We start from the raw sequence: 12806 nt of genomic DNA on the forward strand, positions 1-12806 counted from the left end.
GCTACAATGGAAAAAACGACGCGAACTAACGAAAAGTAGCGATCTGCACGGTCAATATAGGAGGAGTGTCAGAATGGAACGTTCTCCGGAACATTATTTTGATTCGTTATACGAGGAAGACCCCGACTTGAGCCGCGTCGAGCAAACTCTGAGCCGACTTGGGATGCCTGCCATTTCGGTCGCGCCGGGATACGGCAGGCTGTTGACGTGGCTCGTGTCGCTAAGCGGGGCGAGGGCGGTATTGGAGATCGGAGCCTTGGGAGGCTATAGCGGCATTTGCTTGGCAAAAGGACTTGCGGAAGGCGGGCGGCTGACTTCGCTTGAGCTGCGCGCGGATTATGCGGAGGTTGCACGGACAAACGTGGAAGAGGCGGGGTTCAAAGGAATGGCGGAGTATATGGTTGGCGATGCGTCCGCGTCCTTGGAACGATTGCACGCAGACGGACGCAAGTTCGACTTTTTCTTTATTGACGCGGACAAGGAAAATTATCCCGTTTATTTGGAATGGGCTATCAAGCTGGGCAACGTGGGAGCCGTCATAGCCGCCGATAATACGCTGCTGCGCGGACGGACGGTCGATCCGGGCAAAATGGGACCTTCCGTGCTCGCCGTAAGGGAATTTAACCGGCTCATTGCCCAGGATCGGCGTCTGGCCGGCGTCCATCTTCCCGCTTACGACGGCTTGGCATTGGCGCGAATTTTGTAAACGGCACCGCTGCTGCTCAGGTCGCCTTGCGAGCCGGAGTAGTGCCACTAACCGCCACATCTGCGCCGGATATTCGGCTGCGAGCCGGAATTGTGCCGCTAACCGTCACATCTGCGCCGGATATTCGACCTGCGAGCCGGAGATGAGCCGCTAACCGCCACATCTGCGCCGAATCTTCGACTGTGAGACAGAGTAGTGCCTCGAACCGTCGCAACTCCGCCGAAAATCCGACTATATACCCTTAGCAGTAACTCGGCGCGCTACCTGAATTCGCCGGAGGAACGCGCCGGCGAGCGAAGCGTTCGGTAAGCCCAGACGCATGTCACCAGCAGCAACGAAGCCGAAAAGATAAAAATGCCTTCGATGCCGATGAGTCCGGACAGAGCCCCGCCGACGACAGGCCCGATCATGTTGCCCAAGGCGAGAGAGCTGCCGTTAAAGCTGAAGGAGCGGCTTACCATATTGTCCGGCGTATATCTTCGAATGAGCGCGTTGACGGTCGGAATCATTCCTCCCAAGAAGCAGCCGAGCAGGAATCGGAAGACGAGCAATTGGCCGACGGTTCCGACGAATGCTTGCGGGATCAGCATGAACGCCGCACCGGCAAGGGAAATAATCAGAATGCGCGTCGAACCGATCCGGTCACCCAGCCGTCCAAGCAGCGGGGACGACACCATGTTGGACAGTCCCGTTACCGATCCGACAAAGCCTGCAAAAAAAGCGAGGTTCGCTTCTGTTCCGTGCAACTTCTCTACGTAGAGCGGTATGAGCGGCATCGGGCTGAGCATGGCGAACTGGATGAGGAACGTGACGGAGAGCAGCGCGGGCAGCTGCGGGATCGCCATCAGACTTTTCAGCCCTGTCAGAACGCTTTGCTGAGGCGTGTGAGCGGCTGCGTCGCGGTCGAAGTTTTCCTTCACCATGATCCAGGACAATGTCGATGCCAGGAACAGGAACGTTCCCGTTATGTAGAAGATGGGGCGGAACCCGAGGCTGTCGGCGAGCAAGCCCCCGATAAAAGGGCCGAGAATTGTGCCGGCCGTGCCCCCCGATTGCAGCGTTCCCATAGCGAAGCCCATCTTTTCCTTCGGCGTTGTCGAGGAGACGAGAGACACCGCCGCCGGCGAAAAACCCGATATGACGCCGTTCAGCATTCGCAGCGCAAGCAGATGCCACGGAGCTTGGGCGAAGCCCATCAGCACCATAACGATCGACATGCCGAATCCCGAGCGCAGAAGCATCATTTTGCGTCCGTATTTATCCGAAAGCTTGCCCCAGATCGGCTGGAACAAAAACGAGGTCGTGAAGTTGGAAGCGAAAATAAGCCCCGCCCACACCCCGATTTCATGCGAATCCGTCAAGCCGAAGTCTTTTTTCAAATAGAGAGACAAAAAAGGAATGATCATAGTCATTCCGGCCATCACGAGAAAGTTGCCGAACCATAGAACCGCCAGGTTGATTTGCCATCGCTGCATGTGAATCTCCTTTGCTCGAAAAACCGACGTAGAGCCAGTATATCACAACGATAACCGAAACCCGGAGCCGCCATTGTCAAACTATTGTCAAACTAAGCGCGGTCCATTCGGTTGTTCGGCGTTTGCAAAAAGGGCATAATGGAGACAGTGAAAGCTAAATCCAATGCAAATGAGGTCATTCGCAATGAGCGACAAAGACCGTTTTTTGCGCGCGTGCAGACGTCAATCCGTCGATCGGGTTCCGGTCTGGTACATGCGCCAAGCCGGCCGCTACGATCCCGATTATCGCAAAATAAAAGAGAAGTATTCGCTGCTTGAAATATGCCGGCAGCCCGAGCTTGCCGCAGAAGTCACCATGATGCCCGTGAAGAAGCTAGGCGTAGACGCGGCAATTCTTTATTCGGACATTATGAACCCGGTAGCCTCGATCGGCATCGATTTCGATATCGTTAAGGACATCGGCCCGGTCATTCACAACCCTGTGCGGACAGTCGCCGACGTCGATCGGCTAAAGCCCGCGGATATCGAGGGCGATCTGTCCCACGTTCTGACGACGATAGAAATTTTGCGCAAGGAGCTCGACGTACCGCTCATTACGTTCGCAGGCGCGCCGTTCACTCTCGCGAGCTATATCGTGGAAGGGCGTCCGACCAAATCGTATATTAACACGAAGACGCTGATGTACGGTCAACCGGAAGTGTGGCATCGCCTGATGGGCAAGCTGGCCGACCTGGCGACGGAATATTTGAGAGCGCATATCAGGCACGGAGCCGAGGCGGTTCAACTGTTCGACTCCTGGGTCGGATCTCTCGCCCCGCGCGATTTTCGGGAATTCGTTCTTCCGCATGTGCAGAACATTTTCGCGGGCTTGAAGGACCTGGATGTACCGAAAATTTACTTCCCCGGCGTCAGCTCCGGAGAGCTTCTTCCTCATGTGACAGAGCTGGAAGCGGACGTGATCGGTCTCGACTGGCGCGTTCCTCTGTCCGAAGGCCGTAGACGCACGAGCGGCAAGTTCGCGATTCAAGGCAATCTGGATCCTTACATATTGACCGCGCCGATGGAAGTTATCAAAGAGCATGCCCGCCTCCTGATCGACGAGGGAACGACTGAGCACGGCTATATTTTCAACCTTGGTCACGGCTTGTACCCCGAGGCGTCATTGGAAAAGCTTCGCGAGCTGACTGCTTATATTCATGAGTATTCGGGAGAGAAGCTGAATTCGGGGGTGGCGAAATGAGTGAGCGGGGAGATGTCGACAACCGGGTAGGCGTGCTCGTTATGTCATACGGCACGCCGGAGAGTCTGGAAGGCGTCGAAGCGTATTACACGCACATTCGCCGGGGCCATCCGCCGACTGCCGAGCAGCTGGAGGATTTGACAAGCCGGTATCGTTCCATTGTCGGCGGGGTGTTCCCGCTGCGGGAAAATACGAACCGGCAAGTAAAGGCGTTGCAAGCGACGCTGAATGAGCTGTCCGGAGAAGGTCGATTCGTCTGTTATCAGGGGCTGAAGCATTCCTCGCCCTTTATCGAGGACGGCGTAGCTGCGATGGCGGCGGACGGAATCAAGGAAGCGGTCGGCATCGTGCTTACGCCGCAATATTCCTCGATGAGCGTCGGCGGCTACATCAAGCGGGCGCAGGAGGAAGCGGAGAAGCAAGGCGTGGCGATGACGTTCGTTCGGCATTACCACTTGCACCCCGAGCTGATCGACGCTCTGGCGAAACGGGTGTCGGCCGGTCTGGACCGATTTGGCGAACAGCGTGACGAAGCGCTCGTGCTGTTCAGCGCGCATAGCCTTCCTGAGAAAATTTTGGAGCTGAACGATCCGTACCCCGAGGAGCTGCTGGAGACGTCGCGGGCGATTGCTGCGGCAGCAAAAGTCGGCAAATGGCAGTTCACCTGGCAAAGCGCAGGCCAGACAGGCCAGCCTTGGCTCGGGCCGGATATTTTGGAGACGATAGACACGCTCGGTCGCGAAGGTGCGCGTTCTTTGTTGGTCGCACCCGTCGGCTTTGTATCGGATCACTTGGAAGTGCTGTACGACATCGATCTGGAAGCGCGGCGTTTTGCCGAGGAGCGCGGGATCAGGCTGGAGCGCATTGCGATGCTGAACGACGATCCGCAGTACATGCGGGCGATGGCCGATTCGGTGCTGGCGGCTCTGACCGGCGATAAGGAAGGATGAACACGATGAAGAGAGTGGCGGTAGTAGGCGGAGGGTTAACGGGCCTTTCCGCCGCTTTTTATTTGCGGCGGCTGGCAGAAGAGCAGGGGAAGAGCGTGGATGTGACGGTGCTTGAGGGCTCCGCTCGTCTCGGAGGAATCGTGAACACGCTGCGGAAGGACGGCTTCGTTATCGAACGGGGGCCGGACTCGTTCCTGGCGAGGAAGGTCGCGATGTATCGGCTCGCGGAGGAGCTGGGCCTGGAGCGGGAGCTGACGGGCACGAATCCGGCGGCTCGCAAAACGTATATGGCCGGGAGCGGCAAGCTGCATCCGATGCCGGCGGGCTTGAATCTCGGCATACCGGCCGATCTCGGCGGCTTGGCGCGAACGGGCTTGCTGTCGCCGGAAGGCAAGCAACGCGCATTGGCCGAGCTGCGGCTTCCGGTCGATCCGATCGATGACGACGTTTCGGTCGGCGAATTTTTGGAAAGCCGGTTCGGGCGGGAAATGGTCGAGCGGCTGTGCGAACCGCTGCTTGCCGGTATTCACGCCGGCGATTTGTACGCGCTCGGGCTTAAAGCGACGTTTCCGCAATTTGCGGATTTGGCGGCGAAGCATGGCAGCTTGATGCGCGGCATGATGGCGGCGCGTCTTGCTCCGGCAGCGGCGGGAGTGACCGGCGCGGGGATCGGGCTGCCGGATTTCGTGCCGAAGACGGCGTTTTTGACGTTTCGCCGCGGCTTGAGCTCGCTGATCGAGGCTCTGGAAGCCCGGCTGCGCGCGGATGAAGGCTGCCGGGTTCGCACGGATTCCAAGGTCGTATCGTTGGCGGGATCGGAAGGGGCATATGTGCTCCGAATGGGAGACGGCTCCACGGTCGAGGCGGATGACGTCCTGTTTACGCTGCCTGCGTACGCGACGGCAGCGCTGCTTGAGTCTCATGCGGACGTCATGGCGTTGAAGGCGATTCGTTACGTCTCGGTCGCCAATGTCGTTCTGGCTTACGATGCCGCCGATTTCCATCATCGGCTGGACGGCTCCGGTTTTCTCGTTCCTAAGACGGAAGGCCGTCATATAACGGCAAGCACGTGGACTTCGGCAAAATGGCTTCATACCGCGCCGGAAGGCAAGCGGCTCGTTCGCTGTTACGTCGGCCGGGCGGGCGACGAAGCGAAGGTCGAGCTGTCGGACGAGGAAATGACTGCGGCTGTCCGCAACGATTTGCGGCATTACATGGGGATCGACGCGACGCCGGAGTTCGTCGAGATCAGTCGGCTGCGGCATGCGATGCCGCAATACCCGGTCGGTCATGTGCAGGCGATCGCGGCTTTCCGCGAGGGGCTGTCGCGCGATCTGCCCGGCGTATGGGCGACTGGCGCCGCTTTCGGCGGCGTCGGCCTGCCGGACTGCGTCTCCCAGGGCCGCGATGCAGCGGCTCGGATATTGGCGGGCTTGTAAGCAGTCATACAGGAGCGGAAATCTGCGAAGGCAGGAAGCCAAGGGCTGCTTAAGTCGGCGGGAGAGCGTGAATCTACGATGCCTAGTAGTTGTTGGCTAATAAATCGCTTGTACATCGGTTAAACACCGAAGCTAAATCATAATCAGGCCCGATCGGCAAACATTTTCATTGTCGGTCGGGCTTTTTCCGTACGCGGGAGTGTGGATTGAGCCGAAGAGGGTTGTCACGAAGACGGAGTGGGGATACAATGATACCAACTTGCTAGGATGACGGAAAAAGGGGGAGGGCGGAGAGGTGCGGAAATCGGCGGTTTTGTTGGCCGGGGGCGCCGGTCGTCGGATGGGCGGAGTCAACAAGGCGCAATTGACGCTCGGAGCCGAGACGTTCATTGAACGGCAAATTCGCATCGTCTCGCAGTGGGCGGACGAGATCGTCGTCGTTACTAACGACGAAGCCTTTGCTTCGAGCTTAACCGAAGCTGCATCCGACTTGGCGGCGAATTCTCCTCCCGGCCCGGTCGTGCGAACGACGCCGGATTTGTTCGTGCGGGAAGGTCCGCTTGCCGGTCTGCACGCCGGATTGTCCGCTGCTTCCCATCGTCTCGTTTGGCTGCTCGGCTGCGACCAGCCAGCGCCCGATCCTCGCGCTGCCGCATGGCTGGCCGATCGGCTCGCTTCGGTCAATGGCGGCGAGCAAGGCCGCTTCGCCGCCGAGCTCCCGAACGGGCCCGAGCGAAACGCTGCGGCCGTTCGCCACCTGGCCGCTCTTCCCCGAATCGGGGAAGACTTCAGCCGCTTCACGCGGTTTATGACCGCGACGCTGCGGCCGTCGCGGAAGAGCTTCTTCGCCAAGGAGAGCGCAGGCTGCTGTCGCTGCTGGATCGGATCGAGTGGATCGCAGTCGAGGAACGCGAATTCGCCGAGCATGGAATTGCCACAACGTTCGCCGACGACGTCGATACTCCCGAGCAATACGAACGAGTATATAAATCGTTTTACGATGTATAGAATGATTTCACGCTTTTCTCCGATGCAAACGAAAGGAGCCCGCGACTCCCATGCTATTGCCGACCACGCCCGCCGAAGCCGGGAAATTTCGAAGACATACCATTCAACCGGAAGAAGCGCAGCGAATTTTGCTCGAAAGAGCCGTACCTCTGGAAAATGAGATCGTTTCGCTGAGCGACGCTTGGGGACGACGTCTTGCGGAGGACGTTCATGCGACCGAGCCGTTTCCTCCGTTTCGGCGTTCAGGGATGGACGGCTATGCGGTTCGCACCGAGGATTTGCTGCTGGCGACGCCCGATGAGCCTGCGATTCTAAGCGTCGTAGAAGCGATCCCTTGCGGCGCCGTTCCTGCACGGAGAATCGCAAAAGGGCAAGCGGCGCGCATTATGACCGGAGGCATGGTTCCGGATGGGGCCGACGCGGTCGTAATGCTGGAGATGACCCGCCCAGCGACGGAGGGGGGCGATGGGAGCTTGGTAGCTATCGCCCATCCCATTCCGGCAGGCCGCAACGTCGCCGACGTCGGCTGCGAGATGTCCGCCGGGCAGAAGCTGCTGACGGCAGGACAAGTCGTTCTCGCAGGCGAATCCGCCTTGCTTGCCGCTTGCGGCTTCGCGCGCGTACCGGTCGTCTGCAAGCCCAAGGTCGCCATTCTGTCGACCGGCAGCGAGCTGCTTGAAGTCGACGAGCCGCTTCAGCCCGGCCGCATCCGCAACAGCAATTCCATCATGCTCGAAGCGCTGGTCAAGCAAGCGGGGGCGGAGCCCGTCGTTCTCGGCCGGGTGCCCGACGACGTTCACGCCGCGCAAGCGCTCGTCGAACGAGGGCTCGCCGAAGCGGATCTCATGCTGACGACCGGCGGCGTGTCCGTCGGCGATTACGATATTATGGTCGACTTGCTCGCTCGCTGGGACGGTCGAACGCTGTTCAACAAAGTGGCGATGAGACCGGGAAGCCCGACGACAGCCGCCGAATCGGGCGAAGGCCGCTTGCTGCTTGCGCTATCCGGCAACCCCGGTGCGTGTTTTGTCGGCTTTCACTTGTTCGCGCTTCCCGTCATAAGAACGATGCTAGGCTCTTCCGAGCCATTACCGGAACGATTCGAGGCCCGTCTGGCCGAGTCGTTCCCGAAAGTGAACGCCTACACTCGGTTTATCCGAAGTCGGACGGAAATTAGCCGAGGCACTCTCTATGTCCGGCCGACCGGCGACGACAAATCGAGCCTCATGACGACGATCGTCGGCGCCGACTGCCTGATCGTCATCCCCCGACGAAGGAAGGCTTCGCGCAGGGTGAACTGGTCGAAGCTATTCGGCTCTAGCCGCAACACATACCGGCATCGACAGGAGGGTGGAAGAACGATGCGCATTATTCAAATCGTCGGTTACAAAAACGCCGGCAAAACGACCCTTGTCTGCGAAATCGTGCGCACGCTTTCGGAGCTGGGGCTGAGAGTAGGCACGCTCAAGCGCGACGCGCACGATTTCGAGCCCGATATTCCGGGCACCGACACATGGAAGCACAGACAAGCGGGAGCGGCGGCGACCGCCATTACTTCGGCTGCTCGAACCGCTTGGTTCGAGGAACGGCCCTCCGAGCTGGCACAGCTAGCAGAAGGAATGGCCGCCCGCAGCGTCGAAGCTCTCATTGTGGAAGGCTTCAAAAACGCAGCATATCCCAAAATCGTCATGCTCCGGGGTCCAGAGGACGCGGACTTGTTGGCGTTGCCCAACGTTGTCGCAATCTTGACGCGATTTCCCCATGAAAATGCAGCTGTCAAAGCTATTGCTGCACCGGAAGCTTGCAACGTTCTCGGAGCCTCGACAACCCGAGAGAGCTCCGAAGCAATCGAAGCATTTGCAGCCTCGGATGCCCCCGAACCACTCGATTTTTCAGCAGCTCAAACTTCTTCCCACTCCACCGAATTCCTCGAAAAAGCGTCATCTCAAGGCATCCCGATCTTCACCGCTCCCGATTCGGACTATGGGACCGTTCTCGCGTTCGCCCGCCGCTTTTTCGCATAATCGAGGGGGCCTCGTGCTCCCGACCACCGCCTTGCGTGCAACGAACATAACAAAAAGCCCCGACAACGCCGGGACTTTTTGTTGCAGGAACGGTTATTGCACGTCTTGCAGATGCTCGGCGAGGCGATCCCAGGTTTCGGCGATCCCTTGCTCCATACCCATTTCCAACACGGTTTTGAGCGCTTCGGCCGACTCGTAAAGGGCGTGACTAACAAGCTTCGTCTTGCCATCTTGCTCGACGAAAGTCATTGTGATCCGGGCCGACGGCATCGCATCCGATTCATTGCCCTCGGCATCCGAGAAGTAGTCGACATAGACGATTTTCTCCACTTCGACGATTTCATGGTAGATAGCCTTGCCCCATGATTCGAAGCCGAAGTAATCGCCTTGATTCTCGTCGATGCATTTCATGCAGTAGTGCCAGACGCCGCCCGGGCGAAAATCGATGTTGCAAACCGTAAGCGTCCAGCCGCGAGGGCCCCACCAGCGCTTCAGATGCTCGGCCTCCGAGAACGCTTTGAATACGAGGGCGCGCGGCGCTTCGAATACGCGCTCGAGCGTCAGCTCTTGACCTTCTGCCTTAAGAGTCATTTTGTTCGACATGGGTACGAATTCCTCCTGAAATGTAGAGTCGGGGATTATCGCCTTTGCGATTGCAGTCGTTGCAGGTGCTTTTCCGGCGTTGTGAACGGCTTGTCCCGGAATTCCCGGCAAGCATCCGGCCAAGCGCCGTTTGTTAGTTGCCTGAATCTTGATTTCAATATACTCGATATGGAATATTCCTGTCAAGGAATACTAATCAACTTGGCAATAGGGGAGTTCGCTTGCACGCAAATTGACGATAACTTATATGCAGTCCGGAGAGCCAATCTATGTTTGCGCATACGAGAAAAAACCTGCTATGATGACAGCGTTGGCACAGCTCGCCAATCAGTCATTATTGCGGAAATCGGAAGGGCGGACTCTTAAGTATGAGTTATGTTCTCGGCATGGATGTCGGCGGCACGAACGTTGTTGCGGGATTGTTCGATTCCCATGGAACATTGGTACGTAAAATAAAAACACCTACGGAAAAGAGACGCGGCGCTGACGGTCTGCTTCTCCAATTGGCAGGATTTGCCACCGAGCTGTTGGATGCGGAGGGCGTTGCGCGGGAACGGCTTGGGGCGATCGGACTCGGGCTTCCCGGCTTTATCGATCCGATCGCAGGCCTTGTCGACGCGGCTAACCTGCCCTTGTCCCGTACGCCTGTAAGCGATCGGCTGGGCGAATTGACCGGAGTGCCCGTCACCGTTCAGAATGACGTCAAAATGATCGTATACGGCGAGTCGCTGCGAGGAGCGGGCCAAAACTTGCCGCACGTGCTCGGGGTGACCCTTGGCACCGGGATGGCTTCGGCTTGGGTTAGCCAGGGCAGGCTTCACGACGGAGCGGGCAACTTGGCCGGAGAGCTCGGACATATTACGTTTCCCGATATTCCATACGTGTGCGGCTGCGGGATGAAAGGCTGCATAGAGACGGTCGCTTCGGCTACCGGAATCGCTCGCCAGGCGAGAGATGCCATTGCGGAAGGATGGGAAGGTCCTCTCTCCGCGCGGGTTTCTGCCGACAGGCTGGGAGAATTGACCTCGAAGGATGTGTCGGAAGCTTGCCGGGCAGGGGATTCCATGGCTATCGAAATCTATCGGCGAACCGCCAATTGGCTGTCGCAAGCGCTCGTTCCCGTCATTGCGGTGCTCTGCCCGGACGTTATCGTCGTGGGCGGGGGGTAGCCTCCGCGGGAAGCGTCTTTTTCGAGCCGTTGACCGCGGCCATATCCGAAAGGCTTCATCCATTGCTGCGGGAGCATCTGCGGATCGTGCCTCCTCTTCTCGGAGACGACGCAGGTCTTTACGGCAGCGCCGAGTACGCTAAATCTGTAATCCTTCGTTCCTAACTTTCCAACGCAGCGAAGGATACAACTTATAGGAGAGGTTGTCTCTGAGGGACAGCCTCTTTGTCTTTCGGAGTCGCTTCTCTCGGCAACGGGTGGTACTCGTCCCACTATTGAGCGCCCGCTCCCGCCAATCGCCGAAAGTAAGGTACCTCGTCCCACTGTAGAGCGCCCGCGCCCGCCAATCGCCGAAAGTAGGGTACCTCGTCCCACTGTAGAGCGCCCACGCCCGCCAATCGCCGAAAGTATGGTACCTCGTCCCACTATTGAGCGCCCACGCCCGCCAATCGCCGAAAGTATGGTACCTCGTCCCACTATTGAGCGCCCACGCCCGCCAATCGCCGAAAGTAAGGTACCTCGTCCCACTGTAGAGCGCCCGCCAATCGCCGAAAGTATGGTACCTCGTCCCACTGTAGAGCGCCCACGCCCGCCAATCGCCGAAAGTAAGGTACCTCGTCCCACTATTGAGCGCCCACGCCCGCCAATCGTCGAAAGTGAGGTACCTCGTCCCACTATTGAGCGCCCGCTCCCGCCAATCGCCGAAAGTGAGGTGCCTCGTCCCACTGTAGAGCGCCCGCGCCCGCCAATCGCCGAAAGTATGGTACCTCGTCCCACTGTAGAGCGCCCGCGCCCGCCAATCGCCGAAAGTATGGTACCTCGTCCCACTGTAGAGCGCCCGCACCCGCCAATCGCCGAAAGTATGGTACCTCGTCCCTCTGATGCTCTAGCTACACAATTCGCACGAATTCTGTGCCGCCCGTTTAGTCCAAGATAACCTTAAGGGACGGCTTCTTCTATGTTATAATGCGTGAAGAGAACTTTACGGAGGTAGCGACTTCATGCCTTATTCCCGCTCTCAATCGCATCGGAGAACGCGTCAACGAAATCGGAACAAGCTGCGCAGATGGCTCGTCATTAATTTGATTTTGCTTGCCGCCGTAATTGCCGCTGCCGTCTGGGTATGGAGCGAGCTTCGCGGCGACGAGAACCGGGGGACGGTCGACAAGCCGCGCACCGAAACGGCGCCGCCTGCGGAGTCGCAGGCAACGAGCCCCGCGGCTCCGACGGAGTCTTCGGCGGCCGTTCCGTCGCCGCTCGCTTCTCCGACACCGGAGGAGACCGGCGACCGCTCCGGGAGCGTAACGTTCGCTTTCGTCGGCGATATTTTGCCGGCGGCGAGAGTGGCGGAGCTGATGGACAAATACGGATACGATTACCCTTATCGGGAAGCGCGCAGCCTGCTCGAAGCGGCGGATTTGACGGCGGGGAATTTGGAGACGTCGATAACGACCCGCGGCGATCCAGCGCAAAACAAGCAGTATTTGTTTCGGGGACCCGCCGAAGCGCTCCCGGCGATTAAGGATGCCGGGTTCGACGTTTTAAGCTTGGCGAATAACCATTCGCTGGATTACGGCTGGGTCGGTCTTCGCGACACGATGGACGCTCTGGACGACATCCAGCTTCCGCATGTCGGCGCGGGCGCCGATGCGGCGGAAGCTTACACTCCCCGTTATTTGGAGAGAAACGGGCTGACCGTCGGCTTCATCGGCGTTACGAGAGTCGTGCCGGAAACCGATTGGAAAGCGGGAACGAACCATCCGGGGCTTGCGGAAGCTTACGATCCTACGAAAGTGATTGCCGCCATCCGGGAAGCGAAGGGCAACGCAGATTTGGTCGTCGTTCTCGTCCATTGGGGCATCGAGAAAGCGGAACGACCGGACGATAAGCAGAAGACGCTCGGTCATGCGTTTGTCGATGCGGGCGCCGATCTCGTGATCGGGAGTCACCCGCACGTGCTGCAAGGGTTCGAAGCCTACAAAGGAAAGTGGATCGCGTACAGCCTGGGCAACTTCGTGTTCTCGACGACGGGAAATCCGAAGACGTCCGAAACGGGGTTCTCCAGGCGGAATGCGCGGCCGACGGCGAGTGCAAGCTTGCGTTTAACCCGATGCTTTCCAAGCAATCGCAGCCTGCGCCGATGGAACCGGAGGCGGCTAAGGAAATACTGAACCGATTGAATGATCTATCTTA

General features: G+C 58.6%; 10 protein-coding genes. 8 read left to right on the forward strand and 2 right to left on the reverse strand.

The window, feature by feature from the left end:
* Positions 1–73 precede the first annotated feature (73 nt).
* Positions 74–706 (forward strand): O-methyltransferase, encoded by a 633-nt coding sequence (locus D3H35_RS20905; RefSeq protein ID WP_119151070.1) that lies wholly within the window; start codon positions 74–76, stop codon positions 704–706.
* A 260-nt stretch (positions 707–966) separates the two neighbouring features.
* Here the strand turns inward: D3H35_RS20905 and D3H35_RS20910 are convergent, their stop codons facing one another.
* On the reverse strand, positions 967–2181 hold the full coding sequence (locus D3H35_RS20910; protein WP_119151071.1) for an MFS transporter: 1215 nt from the start codon (positions 2179–2181) through the stop codon (positions 967–969).
* Positions 2182–2365: 184 nt separating this feature from the next.
* Here D3H35_RS20910 and hemE point away from each other — a divergent pair, with 184 nt between their 5' ends.
* The 5 genes from hemE to mobB all read left to right on the forward strand — a co-directional run bounded on the left by hemE (position 2366) and on the right by mobB (position 8842).
* Complete coding sequence (hemE, locus tag D3H35_RS20915) at positions 2366–3421, forward strand: uroporphyrinogen decarboxylase (RefSeq protein ID WP_119151072.1); 1056 nt, start codon at positions 2366–2368, stop codon at positions 3419–3421.
* Positions 3418–4371 (forward strand): ferrochelatase, encoded by a 954-nt coding sequence (gene hemH, locus D3H35_RS20920; RefSeq protein WP_119151073.1) that lies wholly within the window; start codon positions 3418–3420, stop codon positions 4369–4371. The genes hemE and hemH overlap by 4 nt, the downstream gene beginning before the upstream one ends.
* Positions 4368–5810 (forward strand): protoporphyrinogen oxidase, encoded by a 1443-nt coding sequence (gene hemG / locus D3H35_RS20925; protein ID WP_119151074.1) that lies wholly within the window; start codon positions 4368–4370, stop codon positions 5808–5810. The genes hemH and hemG overlap by 4 nt, the downstream gene beginning before the upstream one ends.
* Positions 5811–6105: 295 nt before the next feature.
* Entirely contained in the window at positions 6106–6978 is an 873-nt protein-coding gene (gene mobA, locus D3H35_RS20930) for a molybdenum cofactor guanylyltransferase (RefSeq protein WP_119151075.1), read from the forward strand.
* Positions 6869–8842 (forward strand): molybdopterin-guanine dinucleotide biosynthesis protein B, encoded by a 1974-nt coding sequence (gene mobB / locus D3H35_RS32680; RefSeq protein ID WP_233568027.1) that lies wholly within the window; start codon positions 6869–6871, stop codon positions 8840–8842. The genes mobA and mobB overlap by 110 nt, the downstream gene beginning before the upstream one ends.
* A 93-nt stretch (positions 8843–8935) precedes the next feature.
* Here mobB and D3H35_RS20945 read toward each other — a convergent pair whose 3' ends face one another.
* Positions 8936–9445, reverse strand: a complete 510-nt coding sequence (locus tag D3H35_RS20945) for an SRPBCC domain-containing protein (protein WP_119151077.1) — start codon at positions 9443–9445, stop codon at positions 8936–8938.
* Between the two features lie 368 nt (positions 9446–9813).
* Here D3H35_RS20945 and D3H35_RS20950 point away from each other — a divergent pair, with 368 nt between their 5' ends.
* Both D3H35_RS20950 and D3H35_RS20960 read left to right on the forward strand, forming a co-directional pair.
* Complete coding sequence (locus D3H35_RS20950) at positions 9814–10614, forward strand: ROK family protein (protein ID WP_119151078.1); 801 nt, start codon at positions 9814–9816, stop codon at positions 10612–10614.
* 1000 nt (positions 10615–11614) lie between these two features.
* Positions 11615–12784 (forward strand): CapA family protein, encoded by a 1170-nt coding sequence (locus D3H35_RS20960; RefSeq protein ID WP_233568028.1) that lies wholly within the window; start codon positions 11615–11617, stop codon positions 12782–12784.
* Positions 12785–12806 lie beyond the last annotated feature (22 nt).

The organism is Cohnella faecalis, from assembly GCF_003570905.1.
Classification (GTDB): domain Bacteria; phylum Bacillota; class Bacilli; order Paenibacillales; family Paenibacillaceae; genus Cohnella; species Cohnella faecalis.

What these genes read in the sequence shown, in the direction of transcription:
- D3H35_RS20905 (WP_119151070.1), top strand. Translation starts at nt 74, where the DNA reads ATGGAACGTTCTCCGGAACATTATTTTGATTCGTTATACGAGGAAGAC.
- hemH (WP_119151073.1), top strand. Translation starts at nt 3,418, where the DNA reads ATGAGTGAGCGGGGAGATGTCGACAACCGGGTAGGCGTGCTCGTTATG.
- D3H35_RS20945 (WP_119151077.1), bottom strand. Translation starts at nt 9,445, where the DNA reads ATGTCGAACAAAATGACTCTTAAGGCAGAAGGTCAAGAGCTGACGCTC.
- mobB (WP_233568027.1), top strand. Translation starts at nt 6,869, where the DNA reads ATGCTATTGCCGACCACGCCCGCCGAAGCCGGGAAATTTCGAAGACAT.
- hemG (WP_119151074.1), top strand. Translation starts at nt 4,368, where the DNA reads ATGAACACGATGAAGAGAGTGGCGGTAGTAGGCGGAGGGTTAACGGGC.
- D3H35_RS20910 (WP_119151071.1), bottom strand. Translation starts at nt 2,181, where the DNA reads ATGCAGCGATGGCAAATCAACCTGGCGGTTCTATGGTTCGGCAACTTT.
- hemE (WP_119151072.1), top strand. Translation starts at nt 2,366, where the DNA reads ATGAGCGACAAAGACCGTTTTTTGCGCGCGTGCAGACGTCAATCCGTC.
- D3H35_RS20960 (WP_233568028.1), top strand. Translation starts at nt 11,615, where the DNA reads ATGCCTTATTCCCGCTCTCAATCGCATCGGAGAACGCGTCAACGAAAT.
- D3H35_RS20950 (WP_119151078.1), top strand. Translation starts at nt 9,814, where the DNA reads ATGAGTTATGTTCTCGGCATGGATGTCGGCGGCACGAACGTTGTTGCG.